21 protein-coding genes and 1 pseudogene are annotated in these 26301 nt (G+C 70.9%); 10 read left to right on the top strand and 12 right to left on the bottom strand.

Features of this window, described 5'->3' with window-relative positions:
• Positions 1–94: 94 nt before the first annotated feature.
• The 4 genes from FF100_RS17775 (at position 95) to FF100_RS17760 (ending at position 4977) form a co-directional block, all read left to right on the top strand.
• Positions 95–1210 carry a family 8 glycosyl hydrolase gene (locus FF100_RS17775; protein WP_139037079.1) on the top strand — a complete coding sequence of 372 codons (1116 nt, stop codon included), beginning with the start codon at positions 95–97 and terminating at the stop codon, positions 1208–1210.
• Positions 1195–3162, top strand: a complete 1968-nt coding sequence (locus FF100_RS17770) for a hypothetical protein (protein WP_246102138.1) — start codon at positions 1195–1197, stop codon at positions 3160–3162. The genes FF100_RS17775 and FF100_RS17770 overlap by 16 nt, the downstream gene beginning before the upstream one ends.
• The gene (gene bcsN, locus FF100_RS17765; protein WP_139037011.1) at positions 3159–4238 is read left to right on the top strand and encodes a cellulose biosynthesis protein BcsN; all 1080 of its coding nucleotides are present in this window, start codon (positions 3159–3161) and stop codon (positions 4236–4238) included. Before FF100_RS17770 ends, bcsN begins: the two co-directional genes overlap by 4 nt.
• Positions 4239–4395: 157 nt before the next feature.
• Entirely contained in the window at positions 4396–4977 is a 582-nt protein-coding gene (locus FF100_RS17760) for a PAS domain-containing protein (RefSeq protein ID WP_171070222.1), read from the top strand.
• A 108-nt stretch (positions 4978–5085) separates the two neighbouring features.
• Here FF100_RS17760 and FF100_RS17755 read toward each other — a convergent pair whose 3' ends face one another.
• From FF100_RS17755 to FF100_RS17745, 3 genes are all read right to left on the bottom strand, one after another.
• Complete coding sequence (locus FF100_RS17755) at positions 5086–6825, bottom strand: thiamine pyrophosphate-binding protein (RefSeq protein ID WP_139037009.1); 1740 nt, start codon at positions 6823–6825, stop codon at positions 5086–5088.
• Between the two features lie 110 nt (positions 6826–6935).
• Positions 6936–8498: a class I adenylate-forming enzyme family protein gene (locus FF100_RS17750; protein WP_139037008.1), complete on the bottom strand. Its 1563-nt coding sequence runs from the start codon at positions 8496–8498 to the stop codon at positions 6936–6938.
• 255 nt (positions 8499–8753) lie between these two features.
• Complete coding sequence (locus tag FF100_RS17745; protein ID WP_139037007.1) at positions 8754–9791, bottom strand: TRAP transporter substrate-binding protein; 1038 nt, start codon at positions 9789–9791, stop codon at positions 8754–8756.
• Positions 9792–9950: 159 nt separating this feature from the next.
• On the opposite strand from FF100_RS17745, the gene FF100_RS17740 reads away from it, so the two are divergent.
• Complete coding sequence (locus FF100_RS17740; protein ID WP_139037006.1) at positions 9951–10670, top strand: GntR family transcriptional regulator; 720 nt, start codon at positions 9951–9953, stop codon at positions 10668–10670.
• A 195-nt stretch (positions 10671–10865) separates the two neighbouring features.
• On the opposite strand, the gene FF100_RS17735 is transcribed toward FF100_RS17740, so the two are convergent.
• The 7 genes and pseudogenes from FF100_RS17735 to FF100_RS17710 form a co-directional block, all read right to left on the bottom strand.
• The gene (locus tag FF100_RS17735; RefSeq protein WP_139037005.1) at positions 10866–12002 is read right to left on the bottom strand and encodes a sulfate/molybdate ABC transporter ATP-binding protein; all 1137 of its coding nucleotides are present in this window, start codon (positions 12000–12002) and stop codon (positions 10866–10868) included.
• Position 12003: 1 nt separating this feature from the next.
• Entirely contained in the window at positions 12004–12891 is an 888-nt protein-coding gene (cysW, locus tag FF100_RS17730) for a sulfate ABC transporter permease subunit CysW (protein ID WP_139037004.1), read from the bottom strand.
• Entirely contained in the window at positions 12884–13753 is an 870-nt protein-coding gene (gene cysT, locus FF100_RS17725) for a sulfate ABC transporter permease subunit CysT (RefSeq protein WP_139037003.1), read from the bottom strand. The genes cysW and cysT overlap by 8 nt, the downstream gene beginning before the upstream one ends.
• Complete coding sequence (locus tag FF100_RS37925) at positions 13750–14718, bottom strand: sulfate ABC transporter substrate-binding protein (protein WP_342779011.1); 969 nt, start codon at positions 14716–14718, stop codon at positions 13750–13752. The genes cysT and FF100_RS37925 overlap by 4 nt, the downstream gene beginning before the upstream one ends.
• A 39-nt stretch (positions 14719–14757) precedes the next feature.
• Positions 14758–16170 (bottom strand): annotated as a pseudogene (gene cysN / locus FF100_RS37920) (sulfate adenylyltransferase subunit CysN); the annotation flags it as partial.
• Positions 16170–17105, bottom strand: coding sequence for a sulfate adenylyltransferase subunit CysD (gene cysD, locus FF100_RS17715; protein ID WP_139037001.1), 936 nt, complete (start codon positions 17103–17105; stop codon positions 16170–16172). The gene cysD and the pseudogene cysN, both read right to left, overlap by 1 nt.
• The gene (locus tag FF100_RS17710) at positions 17102–17962 is read right to left on the bottom strand and encodes a phosphoadenylyl-sulfate reductase (protein WP_139037000.1); all 861 of its coding nucleotides are present in this window, start codon (positions 17960–17962) and stop codon (positions 17102–17104) included. The genes cysD and FF100_RS17710 overlap by 4 nt, the downstream gene beginning before the upstream one ends.
• A gap of 213 nt (positions 17963–18175) precedes the next feature.
• Here FF100_RS17710 and FF100_RS17705 point away from each other — a divergent pair, with 213 nt between their 5' ends.
• The 3 genes from FF100_RS17705 to FF100_RS17695 all read left to right on the top strand — a co-directional run bounded on the left by FF100_RS17705 (position 18176) and on the right by FF100_RS17695 (position 22715).
• Positions 18176–18667 carry an Lrp/AsnC family transcriptional regulator gene (locus FF100_RS17705; protein WP_139036999.1) on the top strand — a complete coding sequence of 164 codons (492 nt, stop codon included), beginning with the start codon at positions 18176–18178 and terminating at the stop codon, positions 18665–18667.
• A 108-nt stretch (positions 18668–18775) separates the two neighbouring features.
• The gene (locus FF100_RS17700) at positions 18776–20551 is read left to right on the top strand and encodes a diflavin oxidoreductase (protein WP_139036998.1); all 1776 of its coding nucleotides are present in this window, start codon (positions 18776–18778) and stop codon (positions 20549–20551) included.
• A 349-nt stretch (positions 20552–20900) separates the two neighbouring features.
• Positions 20901–22715: an NADPH-dependent assimilatory sulfite reductase hemoprotein subunit gene (locus FF100_RS17695; RefSeq protein WP_139037078.1), complete on the top strand. Its 1815-nt coding sequence runs from the start codon at positions 20901–20903 to the stop codon at positions 22713–22715.
• Between the two features lie 214 nt (positions 22716–22929).
• Here FF100_RS17695 and FF100_RS17690 read toward each other — a convergent pair whose 3' ends face one another.
• The gene (locus tag FF100_RS17690; protein ID WP_139036997.1) at positions 22930–23496 is read right to left on the bottom strand and encodes a glutathione peroxidase; all 567 of its coding nucleotides are present in this window, start codon (positions 23494–23496) and stop codon (positions 22930–22932) included.
• Positions 23497–23685: 189 nt separating this feature from the next.
• Here FF100_RS17690 and FF100_RS17685 point away from each other — a divergent pair, with 189 nt between their 5' ends.
• Together FF100_RS17685 and FF100_RS17680 are read left to right on the top strand one after the other, a co-directional pair.
• Positions 23686–23883 (top strand): hypothetical protein, encoded by a 198-nt coding sequence (locus FF100_RS17685; protein WP_048434990.1) that lies wholly within the window; start codon positions 23686–23688, stop codon positions 23881–23883.
• 95 nt (positions 23884–23978) lie between these two features.
• Positions 23979–24611, top strand: coding sequence for a TetR/AcrR family transcriptional regulator (locus FF100_RS17680; protein ID WP_139036996.1), 633 nt, complete (start codon positions 23979–23981; stop codon positions 24609–24611).
• Between the two features lie 88 nt (positions 24612–24699).
• Here FF100_RS17680 and FF100_RS17675 read toward each other — a convergent pair whose 3' ends face one another.
• Positions 24700–26118, bottom strand: coding sequence for an alpha,alpha-trehalose-phosphate synthase (UDP-forming) (locus FF100_RS17675; RefSeq protein ID WP_139036995.1), 1419 nt, complete (start codon positions 26116–26118; stop codon positions 24700–24702).
• Positions 26119–26301: the final 183 nt, after the last annotated feature.

Here is a 26301-nt window from a genome sequence, read left to right as displayed (position 1 = left end):
GAGCCGCTTCGCCGCCTGCGCCGTCCTTGTCCTCGCGGCGGCGCCGGCGGGCGCGCAGGTTCCTCAGCCGGCGCAGGGATCCGAGGGCACGCCGATGGCCCAGACCCAGGAGGCCACCCCCGTGCCCCCCGCCACCGCGGTGCCGAGCCTGCCCCGCGCCGCTCCGCCGCCCGGCGCCCCGGGCGAGGCGCCCCGCGCCGCCGGGCCGGCGCTCGCCGGCAGCCTCGGCGACGATCCCGCCTGGCGCGCCTACCGGGCCCGGTTCGTCACCGAGAAGGGCCGGGTCGTCGACACCGCCAACGGGATGATCAGCCATAGCGAGGGTCAGGGCTACGGCCTGCTGCTGGCGGTGGCGGCGGGCGACCGCGCGGCCTTCGAGCGGATCTGGGGCTGGACCCGCGCCAACCTGATGGTGCGCTCCGACGAGCTGATGGCCTGGCGCTGGGCGCCGGACCAGCGCCCGGCGGTCGCCGACATGAACAACGCCACCGACGGCGACATCCTGGTCGCCTGGGCGCTGACCGAGGCGGCGGAGGCCTGGGGCGAGCCGTCCTACCGCACCGCCGCGCGGCGCATCGCCGTCGAGTTCGGCCGCAAGACGATCCTGTTCCGCGATTCCCATGGCCCCCTGGTGCTGCCGGCGGTGGCCGGCTTCGCGGCGCGCGACCGCGCCGACGGGCCGCTCGTCAACCTGTCCTACTGGGTGTTCCCGGCCTTCCAGCGCCTCGGGATCGTGGCGCCCGAGTACGACTGGGCCTCGGTGATCCGCAGCGGGGTCGAGATCCTGCGCCGGTCGCGCTTCGGCCCGAGCAGTCTGCCGACCGAGTGGATCTCCGCCAAGGACGAGGCGTTGCGTCCCGCCGACGGCTTCCCGCCGCTCTTCTCCTACAACGCCATCCGGATCCCGCTCTACCTCGCCTGGGCCGGCATCGGCCGGCCGGAGGATTACGCGCCGTTCCGGACCCTGTGGGGCGGGATCGACCGCGAGCGCCTGCCGATCGTCGATACCGGCGACGGCCGCCCGGTCGAGTGGCTGACCGAGCCGGGCTACACCGCGCTCCCCGCCCTCCTCGCCTGCGCGCAGGACGGCACGCCGTTCCCGGAGGGCCTCCGCAGCGTGCAGGACGGACAGAACTACTATCCCACCACGCTCCACCTCCTCGCCCTGGTCGCGGCCCGGATGCGATACTCCTCATGCCTCAGATCGTGACCAAGCCCCTCGCCTTCCTGCTCGCGCTCGCAGCAGCGCCCGCCCTCGCGCAGGCGCCCGACCCGGCGGCCCCCCGAATCGTCTATGGCGACGGGGCGCGGGCGCCGGCGATCATGGTCGAGCCCGAGACCTCCCGCGCCCCGGGCATGGTCGACGAGAGCGCGCTGCGCTACTACGCCTCGCAGAAGCAGACCGCCCGGATGAAGGCGGAGATCGCCCGCCTGAAGCGGCTCTATCCGGGCTGGACCGAGCCGCCGGACCTCGACAGCCTGCAGCCGAGCCCGCCCGAGGAGGCGCCGCTCTGGGACCTGTTCACCGCCGGCCGCCTGCAGGACCTGCGCGCCGCGATCAATGCCCGCCACTCCCTCGATCCGGCCTGGCAGCCCTCCGAGGAACTGGCGCGCAAGCTGCGCCGGGCCGAGTTCCGCTCCAGCGTCGCGGCGGCGTCGGGGAAGACCCCCGAGGAGATCGTCGCCCTCTACCGCGGCGATCCGGGCGCCCTCGACCCGGCCGATGTCGAGAGCATCTGGACCATCGCCGACGGGCTGGCGGCCACCGGCGCGACCGAGGACGCCTTCACGCTCTACAAATCGGTCCTCGACGGCAATGCTGATGCGGGCGCGCGCCTCGCCACGATCCAGAAGGCGATGGCCCGTCTCAGGATGGACCAGGCCGAGCGCCTGATCGCCATGGGCAGACAAGAGCCGGGCCGCCAGGATCAGGCCGGGCAATCGGAATTCGACCCGATCCGCCTCGACATCACCCGGGCGCGCATCGCCGCCTTCCTGCACGACGAGCCGGCCCAGACCCCGACGCTCGCCGACCTCACCGCCTTCCAGGCCTATGCCCGCAAGACCGCCGAGCCGAGCCAGACCGGGCTGCTCGGCTGGTACGCCTACAAGCGGCGCCAGTTCCGCGAGGCGCTGGAATGGTTCAAGCAGGCGATCGCCCGCGGCGGCGACGCCATGGTGGCGCACGGCCTCGCCCATACCCTGCGCGAGCTCAACATGATGCGCGAGGCCGAGGAGGTGGCCTATGCGTGGCGCGACCGCTTCGTCGGCAACGAGTTGCTGTTCGTCGATCTCCTCGAGCGCAAGCTGACGCTGGCGAGCCCGCCCTTCATCGAGCCGGCCCGGATCGAGCGCTACGCCCGGGTCGTCAACGCCACTGCCTCCGGCGAGGGCGCGCAGGGCCTGGCCTGGTACGCCTACAATTCCTGCCAGTTCGACGCCGCCCTCGAATGGTTCCAGCGCGCCGTGGCCTGGATGCCGAGCGAGAGCACGGTGTTCGGCTACGCCCTGACCCTGCAGCGGCTCAAGCGCCAGCGCCCCGCACTCGAGGTGGTCAACCGCTACGACGGGCTGTTCCCGAAGGTGGTCGAGCTGCTGTTCCGCGAGAGCCAGGGCGGGCCGCCGCTCCCTTGCGCGGTGCAGGCGGCGCCTCCCACCGCCCCGGCCGGACGGACGACCGCGCCGCCGGCCGGCGCCCCGCGGCCGGAGCAGCCGGCGCCGCAAGCCTCCTACGGCCGCGTGCCGCGGCCGGACGCACCGGGCGCCGGCGGCCGGGCCGAGGCGGTGCCGGCGGCGGTCCAGCGCGGCGAGTTCCCCCTGGCGGTGCCCCTCGACAATCCCCTGCGATACCCGCCTGCCGGCCTGCCGGCCCCGGCCGCCGGAACGTATGCCCGCGAGCCGGCGACGCCGGCCCCGCCGCTGGTGGCGCGCCGGGTCCCCGGCGCGGGGGCGATGCCCTACGAGCGCTACGGCTACGCGCTGCTGCCGGGCTATAACGGCCTCGACAAGCCGGAGGGCTTAGGCGTACCCCCGCCCGGGACCCTGTGGCAGGACCAGCAGGGCGAGCGCACCCGGTCGGCGGCGCCGGAGAGCGTGCGCTTCTCGGTGCCGGCCCGCACCACCTCCGAGCGCACGCTCCCCTCCGAGAAAGGCTATCCGTGAGCGGCCGCACCCTCGCCCGCCTTCTCGCATTCGTCCTGATCGCCGGCCCCGCCGCCTCCTCCTCGAGCTCGGCGCAGCCCGTCCCGGCCCTGCGGATGCCCGGCGCCGGCCGGGTCGCGGCGGTGATCGAGACGCGCCAGCGCGACGGCTTCGACCAGCGCATCCGTTACGAGGGCGGCGACGGGCGCAACCACGCCGAGATCGCCTTACGCACCGAGACCGGCGACCTGCTCCTCGCCTTCCCGCCGCGCCTCGCCAAGCCGAGCGAGTTCGGCATCGCCGGCGAGATCGCGGTGCGCTTCCCCGGCGAGGCGATGCGGGTGGTCGCGCCGCGGCGCAACGCCTACGGCCCGGTCGGCCTGGCGCTCGGCCTCGATTGTCTCTATGCTTGGCAGTGGTTCGAGCGGCCGCGGGCGGGTGCGCAGGTCGCCAGGAGCGACGGGCTGTTCGGCGTCTCCGATCCGTCCGCCCCGCGCCGCGCCCTGTCGCTGCGGATCCGGCTCTGCCGCACCGCCCAGGCGAGCCTCGACCAGCTCGTGGCGGCGGTCGAGCGCCTGACGATCGCGCTGCCCGGCGACGGGACCGCCCGGCCGGCGCCCGCCCCGCTGCCCCGCCGGCGCCCGCCGCCCCGTCCCGCCCCGGAAGCCCGCCAGGCACCGCCGCCGCAGCGCCCGCCGCAGGAGCGCCCTTCCCAAGAACGGCCCTCCCAAGAGCGGTCCACCCAAGAGCGGCCCGCGCCGCAACGCCCCGCACCGCCGGAGCGGCCGCAGGCAGAGCCGGCGCCGGGCCGCCCGACCGTTCCGATACCGCCGGCCGAGAGCGGACGCCGCTATCTCGCGCCGCGGAGTCAGGAGCCGCGGGCGCCCGAGATCCCCCCGGCCCCCGAGGCCGCGCCCCGCAGCGGCACCCAGCGCTACATCACCGACGGTCCCCAGCCCGCCGAGCCTCCCGGCGGTACCCCGACGCCGAGCCCCGCCCCGAACGCCGTCCCCGGCCGCGGCACCGGCGAGACTTTGTCGCGCGACCTGCCACCGGAGGCCTATCGGCCGCCGCCCGAGCGCAGCCCGGGCCGATGAGCGCCGCTCGGAGCGGGGGCTTGGCGCCTCCGTCGCCGGAAGGTCCAACTTGATCACGAAGGCGTAGTCCGGCTACCACTTCCGCGTGTTCTTCTGAACCGATTGCCTCGGGGTGCAATTCGGGAAGCGGAGGTGGCGGGTGCCAAGGCCGGACCGCGTGCTACAGCCGCCGTCGCCCGCCCGCGTGGCGGCCGATTTCACCGACCTGACCGGCAGCTGGGTCTGGGACATCCCGGCCGATCGGGTCTATGCCGACGATGCGGCAGCCTTCCTGTTCGGGCTCGACCCGGACCAGGGCCAGACCGGCCGGCCGGTCGAGGCGTTCGAGGTCGGCATCCACCCGGGCGACCGGGAGACGGTGGCGTCGCAGTTCCGCGCCACGGTCGCCACCGGTGGTCTCTTCGTCGCCGAGTACCGGACCTGCCCGTGCGACGGGTCGATCCGCCGGGTCCTCGAGCGCGCCCATGTCTATCTCGACGCGGCGGGGCATCCGCGCCGCGCCCACGGGATCATCGTCGACATCACCGACCGAAAGCCCGTCGGGGGGCTGACGAGCCACCCGGCGGAGGGGGCCGACCATCCGCTGGAGCGGGCGACCGACCTCTGCATCGCGGCCCGCCAGGCCGTGCGCGAGGCGCGCCGGCCCTTCCTGCTCAAGCTCGTCGACATGGTGCTGATCGAGCTCGGCCGCGAGCTGACCGGGGTGATGGAGGCCGAGCGCCGGCGACGGCTGAGCTGAGGGCGGGGCCCCGTCGCCGCCGCCCGTCCGGGCCCGGGCAGCGCCGGCGAGCGAGTCCGTTCGCCGGCGACGATGCGGTGTGCCCGACGCGAACGTCCGGAAACGGCGTCAAACGGTCTCCCCGCGCCGCCGCCGTTCGGCATCGTCCCAGGCGGTGAGCGGCTGGTAGTCGGGCACGAAGCCCAGCCCCTTGCGGGCATCCGACGACACCGCGACCTGCGAGGTCGTCACGTCGATCAGCGCCGGGGCGTCGGCGGCAAGCGCCCGCGCGATCGCCGGGGCGAGATCCTCCGCCCGCTCGACCCGCTCGCCATGGGCGCCCAGCGCCCGGGCCATGGCGGCGTAGTCGGAATCGGCCAGCAGCGTGCCGACGACCCGGCCGCCGTAATTGAACTCCTGGTCGTAGCGCTCGATGTTCCAGGCGGCGTTGTTCGACACGATGATGACCGGCTTCGCCCCGTGGCGCACCGCCGTGTCGATCTCCATGGCGTTGATGCCGAAGGCGCCGTCGCCGGTGACGCAGATCACCTGCCGGTCGGGGAAGGCGAGCGAGGCCGCGGTGGCGTAGGGCACGCCGATTCCGAGGCAGCCGAAGGCGCCGGCATCGAGGTAGGTCCGCGCCTCGAGGCCGACCCGGGCGAAGCTGAGCAGGTCGCCGCCATCCGCCACCGCGATGTAGTCGGGGGACGCGACCTGCCGGATCGCCGCGAAGATCGCCGCCGGGTGGACGCGGCCGTCCTCGCCGGTCTGCGGCACGCTTCCGCCGGTCGAGCGCGTGACGTGGCGCGCCCGCAGGTCCTCCGCCCAGGCCCGGTCGAGGGCGGGCGCCCGGTTGCCGGCGGCATCGACGATCGCCGAGAGTGCCAGGGCGGGCGTGGCGAGGAGTTCCGGCTCGCCGCGGCGGTTGTCGACGAGTTCCCCGGCAGTGTCGGCGATGCGCACGAAGCGGGCATTCGGGAACACCGCCGGCGAGCCGTAGCCGAGCTGGTAATCGAGCTTGCGGCCGATCACCAGAACCACGTCGGCCTCGGTCATCGCCGCGGCCCGCATGGCGCCCACCGTCGCCGGATGGTCGGCCGGGACCAGGCCGCGGCTCTCCTGGGTGTCGAGATAGACCGCGCCGAGGGCGTCGAGGAGGCGCACCAGCTCCGGCCCGGCGGTCCTCGCGCCCCGGCCGCTCACCACCAGCGGGCGTTTCGCCCCCCACAGCACGTCCACGGCCTTCGCGACCCCGGCCGGGTCGGGCGGCAGACGGCGCGGGGCCTTGGGGGCCATCCAGTCGTCGAGCACCAGCTGCGGCGGCACGTGGGCGCGCAGCACGTCGGTCGGGATCTCGATGTAGACCGGACCCGGCTCGGCGAGATCGCCCATGGCGCGGGCCCAAGCCTCGTCGAGGTCGCGGATCACCTGGTCGGCGACCCGGGCGGTGCGCGACTGGCGGGTGACCGGGCGCAGGATGTCGACGTGCGGGATGTCCTGGAGCGGCCCGAGATTGGCCTGCGGCCGCGAGGTGCAGCCGCCGATCAGCAGCACCGGAACCCGCGCCAGCGAGGCGTTGGCGATGCCGGTGACGCAGTTGGTGACCCCGGGCCCGGCGGTCGCCATGCAGACCCCGACTTCGCCGGTGAGTTCCGCATGGGCGTGGGCCATGTGGACGGCGGCGCCCTCGTCGCGCACGTCGACGATGCGGATGCCGAGGCGGGCGCAATGATCCCAGATCGGCTGGATGTGGCCGCCCTGGAGCCCGAACACCCGATCGACGCCCCGCGCCTTCAGGAACCGGGCGATCCAGGCGGCGCAGGATTGCGCGTCGGCGTTGAGGTCCTGGACGGTGGCCTGCTGGCTCATGGGTTTCCCTCCCGTTCGTGTTGTTGTTCGCGCCTTCGCAGCGTCTCCCCCCTCTCCCGAGTGGGAGAGGGGATCCCGCGCCTCACAATCCTAGGGGATACCTCGGCGAACTACCCCTCCCCCCGCACCAGCCGCTCCTTGAGCTTCCGGTGCAGGGTCTTCCCCGTCGCGGTCCGGGGCATCGCCTCGTCGGCCATGAACGAGACCGTGCGCGGGCGCTTGAAGCCGGCGAGCCGGTCCTTGCACCAGCCGAGGATCTCGCCCTCGCTGGCCGCGGCGCCGTCGCGCAGCACGATGACGGCGTGGACGCGCTCGCCCCAGGTCTCGTCCGGCAGCCCGACCACCGCGACGTCGTGCACCGCCGGATGGCCGCCGAGCAGCGCCTCGACCTCGGACGGGTAGATGTTCTCGCCGCCGGAGATGATCATGTTGCTCTTGCGGTCGACGAGGTGGATGAACCCGTCGGCGTCGCGCCGGGCCATGTCGCCGACGGTGCAGTATTCGCCGCGGAACGCCTCCTTCGTTTTCTCCGGCAGCTTCCAGTAGCCGTCGAACAGGTAGGGATTCGAGCAGAACAATTCGCCGGCCTCGCCGTCCGGCACCTCGTGGCCGGCTTCGTCCAGCAGCTTGATCGGCGCCGAGCCGACGCATTCGCGGCCGACCGAGCCGAGCTTGGTGAACTGCTCGGGCGGGTGCAGCATCGTCGCCCAGCCGATTTCGGTGGCGCCGTACAACTCGTAGAGGCCGGAATTCGGGAAGAACTCCATCACCGCCCGCTTGGTGTCGGGCCTCGCCGGGGCCGAGGAGATCATCAGGCGGGTGATGCGGGTGAGGTCGTGGCGGTCCCGCGCCGCGCGGCTCAAGGACAGCATCATCGCGTAGTGGGTCGGCACCAGCGAGGTGAAGGACGCGCCCCCCTCGGCGAGGGCCCGCACGCAATGCTCCGGGTCGAAGCTCTTGCGCGAGTAGACGCTGGTGACGCCGCCGCAATAGCTGAACGCCCCAAAGAAGTAGAGCGAGTTGGCGTGGCAGAGCGGCATGACCAGCAAAGCCGAATCGCGCCGGTGGATGCCGAGTTCGATCTCGGTGATCAGCGACAGCATGGCGGCGCCGCGATGCGAGCGGATCGCCCCCTTGGGCTTGCCGGTGGTGCCCGAGGTGTACATCAGCATCCACGGGTCCGCCGGATCGATGGCGGTGCCGGGCTCGTCCTCCCGCGCCCTGGCGATCAGGTCCTCGTAGGACGAGAAGCCCGCCGGGCACGGCTCGGCTCCGAACCACACCACCCGGGATTCGGCGATCGGCAGGTCGGCGCGGATCTCCTCGATCGTGCCGGCCAGTTCATCCTGGAGGATCAGGGCCGACACCTCGGCATCCTCCAGGATGTAGCGCACCTCCGGCCCGACCAGCCGGAAGTTGATCGGCACCGCGACGAGGCCGGCCTTCGCCATGGCGGCGTAGAGCTCCAGCCACTCGACGCAATTGTAGGCCAGCACCGCCACCCGGTCGCCCTTCCTCAGGCCGAGGCCCAGGAGGCCGTTGCCCAGGCGGCAGGCGCGGGCGTTCCACTGCCGGAAGGTCATCTCGCGCTCGAGGTCGCGCGCGCCGATCCGGTCGGGCTGCAGGCGGGCCTGGACGGCGAGCATCTGCCCGGGCGTGAGCACATCCCTCATCGTGGTCGTCCTCGTGTCCTCGTTCGGCGCAAGACGTTGTCGGCGCTCTCGACGGGCGTGCCATCCTCCGGGTCGTCCCCGGGGCCGCGACAGCGGAACCCCGGATCCATAATCGCCGACGAACCAGGACGATGCGGAACGATCGTCGCCTCGTTCGGCCACGTCGGCGGTGATGGATCCCGGGTTCCCGGCGGCGCCGAGCCCCGGGATGACGCAGTGAAGCTCAAGCCCGTCGGTGGACTCTCGTGATCGTGCTCAGCCGATATCCCCGGCATATTGCTGCACCAGCGCCCAGGCCTCCGGCCCGAACTTCTCGCGCCACTGGCCGTAGAACTTCGTCGCCTTCAGCGCGCCCTGGAAGGCGGCCGGCTCGGTGGCATTGAACACCAGGCCCCGCCCCTCCAATTCCTTCTGGGTGTCGCGGTTGGCCTGGGCGATGTCGTCGCGCTCCCGCAACGCCGCGGCGTTGAGGTGCTTCTGCATGATGGCCCGCACGTCCGACGGCACGCCCTTCCAGACGCGACCGCTCGCCATCATCCAGAACCCGTCCCAGGCGTGGTTGGTGAGCGAGCAGTATTTCTGCACCTCGTAGAACTTGGCGAAGTTGATCAGCGCCAGCGGGTTCTCCTGCCCGTCGGCGATCCGGGTCTGGAGCGCCGAATAGGCCTCGCTCAGCGGGATGCTGACCGGGCTAGCGCCCAGCGCCGAGAACATCGAGACCCAGAGCGGCACCACCGGCACCCGGATCTTGAAGTTCTTGAGGTCGGCCGGGGTCAGGATCGGCTTGGTGCTGGTGGTGATCTGGCGAAAGCCGTTGTCCCAGGTCGTCTCGAACGGGACGAGGTTCGCCTTCTCGATCGACCGGCGGATATAGCCGCCGACCTCGCCGTCCATCGCGGCCCAGACCTTGTCGTAGCTCGTGAAGGCGAAGCCGATGCCGGTGAGCGAGGTCGCCGGAACCAGGGTCGAGACCACGGTGCCCGGGAAGGTCGCGAGTTCGAGGGCGCCCGAGCGGATCTGGGACAGCATGTCCGAGTCGCTGCCGAGCTGGTTCGACGGGAACAGGCTGATCTCGACGGCGCCGTTGGTGTCCTTGGCGATCGCCGCGATCGCCTCCTTGAGGCGCACGTTGACCGGATGCGGCACCGGCAGGTCGGTGCCGAGCTTGAAGGTGAGCTTCTGGCCTTGTGCCAGGGCCGGCCGGGGAAACCCGGCCGCCAAGGCTGCGGCGGCACCGAGGCTCGATGCCAGCAGGTGCCGCCGGTGAAGGCGCGTCGAGCGCGGGTCGTCCATGGCGTTTCTCCCTCGACTGAATCCCGGTGCCGTCGTTCCGGGACCATCCCGCTGCGACACTCTTTGAATTCAGAATTCGAATTTCGAATTCGGTATTGCACGCGCCTCCGGTTTGCGCAACACGTCGGGGACGAGTTTTTGCGTGAAGGGGGTCCGGCCATGATCAGCGAGACTGACGCCCGCCAGCTGACGCGCCATCGGCTCGTCGAGCAGGTCTACGGCGCGATCTTCAGCGAGATCACCGAGGGGCGGCTGCCGCCCAACACCCGGCTGATCCAGGACGAATTGGCGGAGGCCTACGGGGTGTCGCGCCAGCCGGTGCAGCAGGCGCTGCTGCTGTTGCGCAACCACGGCATCGTGCGCGACGCGCCGCGCCGCGGCCTGGTGGTGGCACCGCTCGAAGCCGCGTTCGTGCAGAACCTCTACGAGGTGCGCGGGGTGCTCGAGGGCCTGACGAGCCGGCTCGCCGCCGAGCGCAATGCCGCCCGGGCTGGCCGAGAAGGCCCTCCCCTGGTGGCGGCGGGGCGTGCGGCGGTGCAGGCCGGTTCGGTGGCGGCGCTGATCGAGGCCGACATCGCCTTCCATCGCTTCCTCGGCGACATCGCCGGGAACCCGATCATCGTCGAGACCGCGGCACCGCACTTCAACCACCTGCGGCGGATCATGGGCGAGGTCTTGCGCGAGGACGAGGCGATGCCGGCCCGCATCTGGGACGAGCACGCGGCGATCCTGGAGGCGATCGCGGCGGGCGAGGCGGAGGCCGCCGACCGGCTGTCGCGCCAGCACATCGCCCGGGCAGCGACGGTGTTCGTGGAGCGGCTGCAGACGCAGGAGGATGCGTTCGCGCAGGAGGCGCGGAGCCGGCGGGTGCGGCGTTAGCGAGACACTGAGCGATGCTGCGGATGATCGTGTCGCGGCATCGTTTTTGACACCGTCCCCCTTCCCGGATCTCCTTCCGCTTCGCTGCAGTCGTCCGGGAAAGGGCGTGGAGTTCCAACGACGGAGCGGACGGATTCCCACACGTGGTCCAGGCTTCTCGGCGGCCGAGGAGAGAGCCCCGACCGCCCCTCGCCCTCACCCCCGCGCGAACACCCGCGCCGCGCCGACCGCCAGCGCCACCCGGTCGCCCGGCTCGTAGACGTCCGTCACCTTCACCTCGACCGGCGCCTCGGCCCCATCGAGGAGGATCTCCGCCACGGTGCCGCGCCCGGTGCGGCGCCACTCGCGCACGGTGCCGGGGAGCGTGCCGGCCCCCTGCCCGACCGTGAGGTCCCAGGGCCGCAGGCAGAGGTCGACCGGTCCTTGCGGCCAGCCGGGTTCCGCGGCGATCACCGGGCGGCCGGCGACCCGGACCTCGCCGTCCGCGACCTCGGCCGGCAGACGGGCGGTCTCGCCGACGAAGGACATCACGAAGCGCGAGGCCGGGTGGTCCTGGACCTCGTGCGGCGCGCCGACCTGCTCGATGCGGCCCTTGTTGAGGATCGCGATCCGGTCGGCGAGCTCCAGCGCCTCGTCCTGGTCGTGGGTGACGAAGATCGTGGTCTGGCCGGTCTCGCGGTGGATCTCGCGCAGCCAGCGGCGCAGGTCCTTGCGCACCTGGGCGTCGAGGGCGCCGAACGGCTCGTCGAGGAGCAGCACCGAGGGCTCGACCGCCAGCGCCCGGGCGAGCGCCACCCGCTGGCGCTGTCCGCCGGAGAGCTGGCCGGGATAGCGCTTGGCGAGGTCGGGCAGCTGCACCAGCTCCAGCAGGCGCTCGACCCGGCGGCGGATCTCGTCCTCCTTCGGGCGGTGCGCCCGGGGGCGCGAGCGCAACCCGTAGGCGATGTTCTCGAACACCGTGAGGTGGCGGAACAGGGCGTAGTGCTGGAACACGAAGCCGACGCCGCGGCTTTGGACCGGGATGTCGGTGGTGTCCTGCGAGCCGAAGAACACCCGGCCGCCATCCGGGATCTCGAGGCCGGCGATGACGCGGAGCAGCGTCGTCTTGCCGGAGCCCGAGGGGCCCAGAAGCGCCAGAAGCTCGCCCGGCTCGATCGCCAGGCTGACGCCCTCGAGCGCCGCCGGCCCGGGGCCGCCGTAGCGCTTGACGATGCCGTCGACCCGCACGGAGGTGCCGGCCTGGCGCAGGCGCTCGGTGGAGGCCGCCTCGACCGGGCGGGCCTGCGCGTCGCGGCGCAGGGACAGGGCGGTGGGAGCGAATCCGGCCGTCATCTCAGTGGGCTCCGCGTCCAGCCAGCGCATCGGCATGGCGCCATTCCAGGAAAGACTTGCCCGCCAGGGTGACGAGCGCGAGGAGCGCCAGAAGCGAGGCGATCCCGAACGCCGCCACGTAATTGTACTCGTTGTACAGGATCTCGACGTGGAGCGGCATGGTGTTGGTGAGCCCCCGGATCCGGCCCGAGACGACCGAGACGGCGCCGAACTCGCCCATCGCCCGGGCATTGCACAGGAGCACGCCGTAGAGCAGCGCCCAGCGCACGTTCGGCAGCGTCACGGTGCGGAACATCCGCCACGGGCTCGCGCCGAGGGTCAACGCGGCCTCCTCGTCGGTGGTGCCCTGGTCCTGCATCAAGGGGATCAGCTCGCGGGCCACGAACGGGAAGGTGACGAACACGGTGGCGAGCACGATGCCCGGCACCGCGAAGATGATCTCGATCCCGTGCCGGTTGAGGAACGGGCCGAGCAGCCCCTGCGCCCCGAAGATCAGCACGTAGATCAGGCCCGCCACGACCGGCGAGACCGAGAACGGCAGGTCGATGAGGGTGATGAGCAGGTTACGGCCGCGGAACTGGAACTTGGCGATGGCCCAGGAGGCGCACAGCCCGAACACGACGTTGAGCGGCACCGCGATCACCGCGACGAGGAGCGTGAGGCGGATCGCGGCTTGCGCGTCCGGCTCGGCGAAGGTGGCGAGATAGGCCCCCAGCCCCTTGCTCAGCGCCTCGACGAAGACGACGGCGAGCGGCAGCAGCAGGAACAGGGCCAGGAAGGCCACGGCGAGGAGGATCAGCGCGATCCGGACCGGGCGCGGCTCAGTCAGTGCCGCATGCGGGCCGCGGTGGACCGGAGGGCGGATGGACGGGACGGTGCTCTCAGACATGGCCGAACCTGCGGCGGCTGAAGTCCTGGACGAGGTTGATGACGAGCAGCGCGGCGAACGACATCAGCAGCATCACGGCGGCGATCGCCGTGGCACCCGCATAGTTGAACTCCTCGAGCTTGATCACGATCAGCAGCGGGGCGATCTCCGAGACGTAGGGCAGGTTGCCGGCGACGAAGATCACCGAGCCGTACTCGCCGACGGCGCGAGCGAAGGCTAATGCGAAGCCCGTGAGCATCGCCGGGATCAGCGGCGGCAGGATCACCGTCACGACGGCGCGGAAACGCGAGGCGCCGAGGATGGCGGCGGCCTCCTCGCTCGACTTGTCGATCTCGGCCACCAGCGGCTGCACCGTGCGGACGCAGAACGGCAGGCCGACGAAGACGAGCGCCACCAGGATGCCCAGCGGCGTGTAGGCGATCTTGATCCCGAGGCTCATCAGCGGCTCGCCGAGCCAGCCGTTCGGCGCATACAGGCTGGCGAGCGCGATGCCGGCCACCGCCGTCGGCAGCGCGAAGGGCAGGTCGACGAGCGCGTCGATGATCCGCCGCCCGGGAAACCGGTAGCGGGTCAGCACCCAGGCGATCAGGAGCCCGAACACCGCGTCGATCGCGGCGGCCGCGAGGGAGAGGCCGAACGAGGTCTTGAGCGCCGCGAGGTTGCGGGAATCGGTGATCAGGTCCCACAGCCCGGCCGGGCCGACGCTGGCGGCGCGCAGCAGCAGCACCGCCAGCGGCAGTAGGACGATCAGGGTCAGGTAGGTGAGCGTGATCCCGAAGGTCAGGCGGAATCCCGGGAGCGCGCTCGGTCGCCGGAAGCGGGACGCGGCCCGCCCCGCGGGCAGGGCCGCGGCGTTGCTCATTGACGGGCTTTCAGGATGGCGTCGAACACGCCGCCATCGTCGAAATGGGTTTTTTGGGCCTTGGCCCAGCCGCCGAAGGTGTCGTCGATGGTGACGAGCTTCAGTTTCGGGAAGCGGGCGAGATCCGCCTTGTCCGCCGCCGCCTCGTCGCGCGGGCGGTAGAAGTTCTTGGCGATGATCTTCTGCGCCTCGGGCGTGTAGAGGAACTGCAGATAGGCCTCGGCCTGCTTGCGGGTGCCCTTCTGATCGACATTGGCGTCGACGAGAGCGACCGGCGGCTCGGCCAGGATCGAGATCGAGGGGACGATGATGTCGAACTTGCCCTTGCCGAATTCCTCGTCGGCCAGGAACGCCTCGTTCTCCCAGGCGATCAGCACGTCGCCCAAGCCCCGCTGCACGAAGGTGGTGGTGGCGCCGCGCGCACCGGTGTCGAGCACCGGCACGTTCTTGAACAGGGCGGTGACGAAGTCCTTCGCCTTGGCGTCGTCGTTGTTGTTCTTCGACAACGCGTAGGCATAGGCCGCGAGGTAGTTCCAGCGCGCGCCGCCCGAGGTCTTCGGGTTCGGGGTGATGACCTGGATCCCCGGCTTCACCAGGTCGTCCCAGTCCTTGATCGCCTTCGGGTTGCCCTTGCGGACCAGGAACACGATGGTCGAGGTGTAGGGCGTCGAGTTGTTCGGAAGGCGCTTCTGCCAGTCGGCCGGCAGCTTCTTCGAGCGGGCCGCGATGGCGTCGATGTCGCTGGCGAGCGCCAGCGTCACCACGTCGGCCGGCAAGCCGTCGATCACCGAGCGGGCCTGGGCGCCGGAGCCGCCATGCGAGGCGCGCACCGTCACGGTCTCGCCGGTCTTGGCCTTCCACTCCTTGGCGAAGGCCGCGTCGATCGCCCGGTACAGCTCGCGGGTCGGGTCGTACGAGACGTTCAGCAGCGTCTGCGCCTTCGCGGGAGCCGGGGCTCCCGCCAGCGCCAGGAGGGAGGCCCCGGCGGCGAGCGCCAGGGACGAGCCGCGGAACAGCCGCTTCAGGGAGCCGAGGAGGCCGCCGCCGGCGGGAGCCGCCTCGGCCTTCGCCCCGGTCGTCGGAGCCTCGGTCGTCGCGCCGCCCTGCGGCGCCGCCTGCGGGGCCTGGACGAGGCCCAAAGCCGCCGTGTCGGTGGTCGCCCGGTCGATCAGGATCAGGCTGCCGGTGTCGCGGTTCTGCCGGTAGGCATCGACGGCGACCTTGCGGTCGAGGCTCAAGGTGACGTCGCCGATGTCGTTGGCGCTCAAGCTCTCGGCCGGCACGCCCTGCCCGGTCTCGGTGTCGATGCGCGCGCGCACGGCTTCCACGACGGCATTCGCCGTCACCGTGCCGACCTTGGCGAGGTAGGTGTCGCCCGGCTTCAGCCCGGCCTCGTTGGCCCAGAACAGCCGGACCTCGAGCCGGTCGCTGACGATCGGCGGCTGGCCGGCAGCCGTGATCACGCTGCCGCGCGAGGCATCGACCTCGTCGGCGAGCACCAGGGTCACCGACTGGCCGGCGATGGCCCGCGGCAGGTCGCCGTCATAGGTGTAGATCCGCGCCACCGTCGACGGCGTGCCGGCGGGCGCCACCACCACCTTGTCGCCGACCGCGACCGCCCCCGACGCGATCAGGCCCGAGAAGCCGCGGAAGTCGGAATTCGGCCGGTTGACCCACTGCACCGCCATGCGGAAGGGAGCGACCTCCTCCTCGACATGCGCGGGCACCTCCTCGAGGTATTGCAGCAGCGGCGCGCCGGCATACCAGGGCGCCGCGGTGCCCGGCAGCACGACGTTGTCGCCGTTCGCCGCCGAGAGCGGGATGCCGGTCACGTCGGCGAAGCGCAGATCCTTGGCGAAGGCCTGGAACTCGGCGACGATTGCCTCGAACCGGCCTTCAGACCAGCCGATCAGGTCCATCTTGTTCACCGCCAGCACGACGCGGCGGATGCCGAGCATCGAGACCAGCAGCGCGTGCCGACGGGTCTGAGGGCTCAGGCCCTTTCGGGCATCGACCAGCAGCACCGCGACCTCGGCGGTCGAGGCGCCGGTCGCCATGTTGCGGGTGTACTGGACGTGGCCGGGCGTGTCCGCGACGATGAACGAGCGCCGCTCGGTCGAGAAGAACCGGTAGGCGACGTCGATGGTGATGCCCTGCTCGCGCTCGGCCTGGAGGCCGTCGACGAGGAGCGCGAGATCCAGCTCGCCGCCCCGCGTGCCGTGGCGGCGCGAGTCGCGCTCGAGCGCGCTGACCTGATCGTCGAAGATCTGCTTGGTGTCGTGCAGCAGGCGCCCGATCAGGGTCGACTTGCCGTCGTCGACCGAGCCGCAGGTGATGAACCGCAGCACTTCCTTCCGCTGATGGGCGGCGAGAAAGGCCTCGTAGCCGAAGGCGCGGGTGGATTGGTGCACGGTCATCAGAAGTAGCCTTCCTGCTTCTTGCGCTCCATGGCGCCGGCGCCGTCCTTGTCGATCACGCGGCCCTGCCGCTCGGAGGTGCGGGCGGCCAGCGTCTCGCCGATGATCTCCGGCAGGGTCGCGGCATCGCTCTCCACCGCCCCGGTCAGCGGGTAACAACCGAGGGTCCGGAACCGCACCAGCCGCATCTCCGGGGTCTCGCCGGGCTGGAGCGGCAGGCGCTCGTCGTCGACCATGATCAGCTGCCCGTCGCGGCTCACCACCGGACGCTCGGCGGCGTAGTAGAGCGGCACGATCGGGATGTTTTCCTGCTCGATGTAGAGCCAGATATCGAGCTCGGTCCAGTTCGACAGCGGGAACACGCGCAACGATTCGCCGCGCTGCTTCTTCATGTTGTAGAGGTGCCAGGGCTCGGCGCGCTGGCGCTTCGGGTCCCAGCGGTGCTGCGCGGTACGCAACGAGACGATGCGCTCCTTGGCCCGCGAGGCCTCCTCGTCGCGCCGCGCGCCGCCGAAGGCCGCGTCGAACTTGTGCTTGTCGAGGGCCTGGCGCAGGGCCTGGGTCTTCATCACGTCGGTATGGACCTCGGAGCCGTGGCTCACCGGCCCGATGCCGCGGGCGAGCCCGTCCGGGTTGGTGTGGACGAGGAGATCCAGGCCGAGCTCCTTCGCGCGCTGGTCGCGGAACGCGATCATCTCGCGGAACTTCCAGGTCGTGTCGACGTGGAGCAGCGGGAACGGCAGCCGGCCCGGCGCGAACGCCTTGAGGGCCAGGTGCAGCAGCACCGAGGAATCCTTGCCGATCGAGTACAGCATCACCGGGTTCTCGGTCTCGGCGACCGTCTCCCGCATGATGTGGATGCTCTCGGCCTCCAGGCGCTGGAGGTGGGTCAGGCGGTCGAGGCCGTCGGTCCGGGTCTTGAGGGCGGCGCTCATGCGACCAGCTCCGGGTTGGATGATGTGGAGGAGGAGCCGGACGAGGCCGGCTCGAAGGCGCGGGGCTCTTGGCCCAGGATCTTTTGGCCAAGGATCTTTTGGCCCGGCTTGACCTCGCTGCCCGGCGCGCCGGCGACGTGGAGGCCGCATTCCTGCTTGCTCGCCTGCTCCCACCACCAGCGGCCGGCCCGCTCGGGCTCGCCGAGCTTCACCGCGCGGGTACAGGGGGCGCAGCCGATCGACGGGAAACCGCGATCGTGCAGCACGTTGTACGGCACGTAGTTCTGGTGGATCAGCTCGGCCAGGGCCTCGCGGGTCCAGTCCGCGATCGGGTTGAGCTTGATCAGGCCGCGGGCCTGGTCGGCCTCGGCCAGCGACGTCTCGGCCCGGTTGGCCGACTGGCCGGCGCGCAGGCCCGTGAGCCAGCCGGCGGCGCCGGCGAGGGCCCGGCCCAACGGCTCGACCTTGCGAAAGCCGCAGCAGGCCTGGCGCGCCGCGACCGAGTGGCGGAAGCCGTTGATGCCGGACTCGGCGACGAAATGCTCCTCCGCCTCGCGCTCGGGCGCGTAGGCGCGGATGCGGAAGCCGTAAGCCGCCTCGGTCTCGGCCCAGGTGTCGTAGGTCTCGGGAAAGAGCCGGCCGGTATCGAGCGTCACGATCTCGGCTCGCGACTTCGCCATGCGCAGGGCATGGGTAAGGGCCTGGTCCTCCAGGCCGAAGCTCGTGGTGAAGACCAGGCGGCCGTTCACCGTCGCGTCGATCAACGCCAGGCGCTCCGGCAGCGCGAGGGGACGCAGGCGCGAGGCCAGATCCTGCGCGAGGGCGTCCTGCGCCGCGCGGTCGAGGGGAAGGGTCATGGAGAGCACGGGATTGGCTGCTTGTCTGCCGGGGTAACTGTTCGCTATACCGAACACTGTCAAGGCATGGCTGGGATGCGGTCCCGGGGATTTTTGCGGCCATCCGCCCGGAATCGCGGGTTATACCGGCTCCCACGAACGTCTCGGCAGGAAATCCGTTCCCTGACCGTGCGACATCCTTGAAAGAATCTTCTCCAAAACCGGAGTCGTGCAGTGGATGCCATCGACCTGAAGATCCTCGCCCTGCTCCAGACCGACGCGACGCTGTCGATCGCGCAGATCGGGGAGCGCGTCGGCCTGTCGCAGACCCCGTGCTGGAAGCGCATCCAGCGCCTCGAGGCCGACGGGGTGATCGACCGGCGCGTGGCGGTGCTCGACCCGGTGAAGCTCGGTCTCGGGTTGACGGTGTTCGTCTCGATCGAGACCAGCGACCATTCCCGCGAGTGGCTGGAGCGTTTCGCCGCTACCGTCTCGGGGATGCCGGAGGTGCTGGAATTCTACCGCATGGCCGGCGACGTGGACTACATGCTCCGCGTCGTGGTGGCCGACATGCAGGCCTACGACGCCTTCTACAAGCGCCTCATCGCGGTGCTGCCTTTGAAGAACGTCACGTCGCGGTTCGCCATGGAGAAGGTGAAGAGCACCACTGCGTTGCCGCTCCCGACGGCACCGTTCATCCAGCCCCTGGCAGCGAACGGAAAATAATATTCTCCCACGGCGGCTGCCGACGATAACGACGATCTCCCGCGGACGCGTTCTTCAAAAAGAACATTCCTGTTGACTCTGGGACGGCGCCGGCACATCTGTGCGGGCATGTCTCGCCCCGCGCTTCTTCCCCGCACGGCTCCCTTCGGCGACGCCGAGCGGGCCCATCTCGATGCCGCCCTCGGCTCCACCACCGCCCTGCAGCGCGCGTGGCTGGCCGGCTTCCTCGCCGGCCTCGACGCTGCGTCCGGCGCCGTGCCTGCCGAGGCCCCTGCTCCGGCCGCCCCGCCCCGCGCCGCCGAGCCGCTGACGATCCTGTTCGCCAGCGAGTCCGGCAATTCGGAGAAGCTCGCCGGCGACGTCTCCAAGCTCGCCCGCAAGACCGGCTTCAAGCCGAAGGTCGTCGACTTCGCCGATCTCGACGTCGCGTCCTTGAGCAAGGAGAAGCGCGTCGTCGTCATCGCCGCCACCTGGGGCGAGGGCGAGCCGCCGGCCCGGGCCGTGCGCGCCTATGGCGAGATCATGGGCGAGGGCGCGCCGCGTCTCGACGGGGTCGAGTTCGGCGTGCTCGCCCTCGGCGACACCTCGTATGCCGAGTTCTGCGCCATCGGGAAGCGCCTCGACACCCGGTTCGAGGAGCTTGGCGCCAAGCGCGTGCTGCCGCGGATCGACTGCGACCTCGACTTCGACAAGCCGGCCGCCGCCTGGATCAAGGACGCCCTCAAGGCGCTCGCGCCGCCTGAGCCCGCCGGCAACGTGGTGGCGGTCGATTTCGCCCGCACGGCCGGCGCCGACGAGGAGGTCGAGGTCAGCCGCGAGCCGGTCACCGTCGAGGTGATCGAGCACGTCAACCTCAACTCCTCGCGCTCCGACAAGGAAACCATCCACCTCGCCCTCGCCTTCGAGGATGCCGCGCCCGCCTACGAGCCCGGCGACTCCCTCGAACTCTATCCCGAGAACGATCCGGCCCTGGTCGACCAGATCCTCAAGGCCGCCGGCCTCGAGGGCGATTCGGTCCTGCGCCAGGCGCTGCTCGCCGAGCGCGACATCACCACCCTGTCGGCCGCCACGGTCGAGCGCTTCGTCAAGGCCACCGGCCACGAGGAGGCCCGCCGCCTGGTCGAGTCCAACGAGGTCCGGGCCTGGATCGAGGGCCGGCACCTGATCGACCTGATCGAGACCTACCCGGCGAAGCTGTCCGCTCAGCATCTCTCGGACATCACCCGGCCGCTGCCGCCGCGGGCCTACTCGATCGCCTCCTCACGGGCCGAGGTCGGCGACGAGGCCCATCTCACCATTGCGGCGGTGCGCTACACCACCCATGACCGGGCCCGGACCGGCGTCGCCTCGGTCCACGTCGCCGACCGGATCCGCACCGGCGCCAAGCTGCGCGTGCGGGTCAAGCCGAACAAGCATTTCCGCCTGCCGTCGAACCCGGCCACCGACATCATCATGGTCGGCCCCGGCACCGGCGTGGCGCCGTTCCGCGCCTTCGTGCAGGAGCGCCGCGCCACCGAGGCGCCCGGCCGCAACTGGCTGTTCTTCGGCGACCGCCACTTCACCCACGACTTCCTGTACCAGCTCGAATGGCAGGAAGCCCTGGAGGACGGCTCGCTGGCGCGCATCGACGTCGCCTTCTCCCGCGACCAGCCCGAGAAGATCTACGTCCAGGACCGGATCTGGGAGCAGCGGCGCGAGCTGGTCTCCTGGCTCGACGGCGGCGCCCATGTCTACGTCTGCGGCGACGCCAAGGCGATGGCCAAGGACGTGCGGGCGGCCCTGGTGAAGGCCTTCGCCGACGTGAAGGGCCTGGACCCGGCTGCCGCCGAGGCGGCCGTGGCCGGCCTGGAGCGCAGCCACCGCTACCAGCAGGACGTTTACTAGGATCGGCACCGCCCGGTGCGCCTCCCCCCTCTCCCTGCGGGCCGGGAGAGGGGGAGGTGCCGGATGTGGCTCTTCCGGAAACGCCCTCTCACCTTCGCCCTCCGGGCTTGCCGTACCCTCTGAACGAGGGCACGGCCCTTTCCCCGCCCGCAGGGAGAGGAGAAGGGAGCCAGATCCTGCAATGGGGCCGGCTCCCTCGCCCGCAATCAATCCTGAGGCGTTACACCCTCACCCCCGCCCCTCCTCCCACCCGGGAGAGGGGTTCCCGCGTCTCTTCCGGCGGTGCGCTCGCCGGGAGGAACCGGGTCGTCTACGCCTCGCGTGAGGCGCCCGAATGGACACCACACCCATGGCCGACACCAAGACCGCCGACCTCTCCCCCGCCGAGCGCGTCTACGACACGCCGCCGACCGAGCGCCCGATCACCGAGGCGGAGGCTGCCCGGGCCGCCAAGCTCTCGGCCAACGAGCACATCAAGATCGCCAGCGGCTACCTGCGCGGCACCCTCGCCGAAGGCCTGCTGAAGAACGCCACCGGGGCGATCTCGGACGATGACGGGCAGCTCGTGAAGTTCCACGGGATGTACCTGCAGGACGACCGCGACCTGCGTGCCGAGCGGACCAAGAAGAAGCTCGACAAGGCCTACTCGTTCATGATCCGCCTGCGCATCGCCGGCGGCGTCGTGACGCCCAAGCAGTGGCTGATTCTCGATGAGATCGCCCGCACCTACGCCAACGGGACCTTGCGCGCGACGACGCGGCAGACGTTCCAGTATCACGGCGTCATCAAGTCGAACCTCAAGCGCACGATGGCGGCGATCGATGCGGCTTTGCTCGACACGATCGCAGCCTGCGGCGATGTCAACCGCAACGTGATGGCGGCGACGAACCCGGCCCAGAAGGGTGCCCACGCGGCGGCCTACAAGCTCGCCAAGGACATCTCCGACAGCCTGCTGCCGAAGACCAATGCGTGGCGCGAGATCTGGCTCGACGGCGAGCGCGTGGTCGGGGGTGAGGACGAGGGCGAGGTCGAGCCGGTCTACGGCAAGACCTACCTGCCGCGGAAGTTCAAGACCATCGTGGCGGTGCCGCCCTCCAACGAGGTCGACGTCTACGCCCACGACCTCGGCTTCATCGCGATCCTCGACAAGAAGGGCAAGGTGACGGGCTGGAACGTCACCGTCGGCGGCGGCATGGGCATGACCCATGGCGAGACCGACACCTTCCCGCGCACCGCCGACGTGATGCTGTTTTCGGAGCCGGAATACGCCCTCAAGGTCGCCGAGGCGGTGATGACCGTCCAGCGCGACTGGGGCAACCGCAACGTCCGCAAGAACGCCCGCCTCAAGTACACGATCGAGCGCTTCGGCCTGAAGGCCTTCCGGGCCGAGGTCGAGAAGCGGGTCGGCCGCGCCTTCCAGGATCCGAAGCCGTTCACCTTCACCGGCAACGGCGACCGCTACGGCTGGGTCGAGGGCGACGACGGCAAGCACCACCTGACGCTCTACGTCGCCTCGGGCCGGATCAAGGACATCGAGGGCGGGGCCCAGATCCTGTCCGGCCTGCGCCGCATCGCCGAGGTGCACCAGGGCGATTTCCGCCTCACCGGCAACCAGAACGTCATCATCGCCAACGTCCCGGCGGACAAGAAGGCCGAGATCGACGCCCTGGTGCAGGAATACGGCCTCACCACCGGCGCCGGCGCCCTGCGTCGCAACAGCCTCGCCTGCGTGGCCCTGCCGACCTGCGGCCTCGCCCTTGCCGAGAGCGAACGCTACCTGCCGAGCCTCGTCGACGAGCTCGAGGAGAGCCTGGCCTCCCACGGCCTTTCCGACGACGACATCACCATCCGGATGACCGGCTGCCCGAACGGCTGCGCCCGGCCGTTCATCGCCGAGATCGGCCTCGTCGGCCGCGGCCCCGAGCGCTACAACCTCTATCTCGGCGCCGCCTTCGACGGCTCGCGGCTGAGCAAGCTCTACGCCGAGGACGTCACCGCCGCCGACATCCGCCCGAAGCTCGACCCGCTCTTCGCGGCTTACGCCAAGGACCGGACCCAGGGCGAGCGCTTCGGCGACTTCGTGATCCGGGCCGGGTACGTGGCGAAGACCGGCAACGGGCCGGACTTCCACGTGCAGACGGGCGCGCAGAAGGCGGTGGTCTGAGCGGGGATCGCCCAAGAGGCAGTCAGGCGCATACGCGGAGGGCGTCGGGGGTTTCGTGGACCCTGAGGCCCCCGGGGCTGCCTCTCCGGGATTCACGTCGTGGATCCCGGACCCATCACGTCATCCCGGGTTCCCCTGCATGGCCCCGGGGTGAGCTGGTGGGCGCCTTGCTCGCCGGCTCGATCGAACAAAGTCCCGGGTGGAGCGGCGTCCCCTACCCCGCGGCATCCAGTTCCTTGACGATCGCCGCGATCACCCGCGGATCCGTCGGCTCGACCTGGGTGGCGAAGGCCGCCGCGATGTGCCCGTCGCGGCCGACCAAGTACTTGTGGAAGTTCCAGCGCGGGGTCTCGGCCGGCTTCTCCGATGCCGCCCAGCGGTAGAACGGGTGCGCCTGCGGGCCCGTCACGCTGGTCTTCGCCATCACCGGAAAGGTCACGCCGTAGTTCTTCCGGGCGGCGTCGGCGATCGCCAGCCCGTCGAGGGGTTCCTGGCGGCCGAAATCGGCCGAGGGCACGGCGATCACCGTCAGCCCGCGGGAGCCGAACCGGGTCCAGAGCTGCTGCAACCCTGAGAATTGCGGAGCGTAGCCGCAGGCCGTCGCGGTATTCACGACCAGGATCGGCTTGCCGGCCTGCTCGGCCAGGGCGAGGCTGCCGCCGTCGGGCCGCGCGAAGCGGAAGGCGGAGGCCGTCACGCCGCTCTGCAGCGGCGCAGCCCACGCCGGGAGGGCGACGGCACCGGCAAACACGAACAGGGCCTCGCGGCGGACGACCGTCATCGAATTGCTTCCTCGGGAGCGCTCGCGTCGATTGTCTCGCGGGTTCCCGTGTCGCGCAAGCGGTCGCGTAAGCTCAAGCTTGGTGGAAGTCCGGCATGACCTGGCATCCGGGAGGCGTCTTGCCGTGAACTTCCCCCCGACTGTCACGTTGTCCCGCCAGATGAGCGCCAGGCGCTGTGGGAGGTCGACGTGAACCGGCACGAGATCCTGAATTACTTCGAGCATCGGCGCGACGGCGCCTGGGTCTGCACCCGGCCGGTCACCCTGACCACCGCCCGCGAGAGCGTGGCGATTCGTCCCGGTGCCCGGTTCGATTACGGCAAGAAGGTCGGCGGCATCGATCTCGCCGAGTATCTGGAGCGGCTGGGCTCGCAATTCGGCTCCTGACGGCAATCCTGGCCGGGTGACGCAGATGCCACACCCGCGCGGAAGGTCGCCGGTGCCTTTTGACCCCGACGCGATCGGCACGATAGGCTTCGCGGATGATCCCTGCCCTGTCCGCACCTCCACCCGTCGAGGAATCGTCGACCGACACCCGCCTTCGCATCCTGGCGACGGCGGAGCGCTTCTTTCGTGAGATCGGATACCAGAAGACCACCGTCGCCGACATCGCCAAGACCCTGCGGATGAGCCCGGCCAACGTGTATCGCTTCTTCGACTCGAAGAAGGCGATCAACGAGGCGGTGGTCGCGCGCATCATCGGGGAGGTCGAGGCGCGGATCGCCGCCATCGCGGACCGGCCCGGCCTCCCGGCGGAGGCGCGCCTGCGCGAGATCATCGTCTTCCTGCACCGCGACGCCGTCGGCCGCTTCACCGGCCATCCGCGCATGCACGAGATGATCGAGGCGGCGATGTCCGAGAGCTGGAACGTCTGCCGTCACCATGTCGACCGCATCACCGCCGTGCTGGAGCGGGTCATCGCCGACGGCGCGGCGCGCGGCGAGTTCGGGGTCGAGGACCCGGCGGTGGCGGCGCGCTGCGTCCACACGGCCATCGTGCGTTTCTGCCACCCGGTCCTGGTGGTGCAATGCCCGGAGGATTTCGTGCCGGCGCTGGACGCGATGATCGCGTTTTTGATGGGGGCGCTGCGGGCGGGGGCGGCTCGCGCTGCCTGAGCCGCCGTTACGATCCAAAAGAACAGATTCGAGAGGCAGAGGGGCCTGAGCCCTCCCCCGCGGAGGGGGAGGGTTCGGCTGCCGCGTCCTACCGCGCCTCCGCCTCGGCCGGCGGCTCGCGCTCGACGGTGCGGAACCCTTCGAGCTCGCCGAGATAGCTCCGTGCCCACCAATCCACGTCCTCGCGCGTCATCCGCTCGAACATCGGCTTCCAGCGCTCCACCCGCTCGGCCTTCGGCATGTAGAGCGCGGCGCGGATCGCCTCCGCCACCTCGAACCGGTCGTAGGGATTGACCAGCAGTGCCTCGGGCAGCTGCCGGGCGGCGCCGGCGAACTTGGAGAGCACTAGCACGCCCGGATCGTCCTCGCTCTGGGCGGCGACGTATTCCTTGGCGACGAGGTTCATGCCGTCGCGCATCGGCGTCACCACGCCGACCCGGGCGGCCCGGTAGAGCCCGGCCAGTACCGCGCGGGGATAGGCCTTGGTGACGTACTGGATCGGCGTCCAGGACGGCTCGCCGAGCGAGCCGTTGATGTTGCCCAGAACCTCGTTCACGTCGCGGCTGAGCTGCTCGTATTCCGGCACCTCGGTGCGCGACTTCGGGGCGATCTGCAGGAAGACGACGTTGCCGCGCTGGTCGGGGTTCGAGGCGAAGAAGCGCTCGACCGCCTCCATCCGCTCCGGCACGCCCTTCGAGTAATCGAGCCGGTCGACGCCGATCAGCAGCTTGCGGGTGCGCAGGCCCGCCACCGTGTCGCGCACGGTGCGGTTCATGCCGGCGCGCTCGGCGGCCTGGCGGAACCCGTCGACGTCGATGCCGATCGGGAAGCTGCGGATGCGGGTGCGGCGCCCGTCGACCATCAGCGAGCCGCCGCCCAGCGGGATCGCCCGCAGCTCGTCGACGAGGTTGCGCGACAGGTTGTGCACGTCGCTATCGGTCTGGAGGCCGATCAGGTCGTAGTCGGAGACCGCGCGCAGCAGCTCGGTCGAGGCCGGGAGGGTGTTGAACACCTCGCCGGACGGCCACGGGATGTGGTGGAAGTAGCCGATCGGGTTCGAGACGCCGAGGCCCCGCAGCTCGGAGGCGAGCGGGATCAGGTGGTAGTCGTGGACCCAGATCAGGTCGCCCGGCTCGATCAGCCCGGCCAAGGCCTGGGCGAAGATCCGGTTGACCCGCTGGTAGCCGGCATAGTCGGCCCGCGAGAATGCCGCGAGGCCGAGGCGGTAATGCATGATCGGCCAGAGCGCGCGGTTGGCGAAGCCGCTGTAATACTCGCGGTGGTCCTGGGGCGACAGGTCCATCACCGCGTATTGCACCCGCCCCCGGTCGGCGATCACCGGCTCGGAGGACGGGGTGTCGGTGATCTTGCCGCTCCAGCCGAACCAGAGGCCCTTGTAGGCCGTGAAGGCCTCCTTGAGGGCGACGGCGAGCCCGCCGGCCGCGACCGCCTTGGAGCCCGATTCCGGGACGGCGACGCGATTCGACACGATGATGAGGCGTGACACGGCGGGTATGGACTCCGGCTGCACGGACCTGGAGCATTTTTCCGACGAGGTGGGCACCGGTTCGTCGAAGAAAATGCGGCAAAAGTAAGGAGCCGGAGCCCCATCCGATCGCCTCGCGGTCGGATGGGGCTCCGGTGGGGCGGGAACGTCGCCGCGTCCATCCGCCCCGACGGACAAAACGCG

Source organism: Methylobacterium terricola (assembly GCF_006151805.1).
GTDB classification, from domain to species: domain Bacteria; phylum Pseudomonadota; class Alphaproteobacteria; order Rhizobiales; family Beijerinckiaceae; genus Methylobacterium; species Methylobacterium terricola.
The sequence above is the reverse complement of the archived record's forward strand: the minus strand, read 5'-3'. Positions and strand labels throughout refer to the sequence as shown.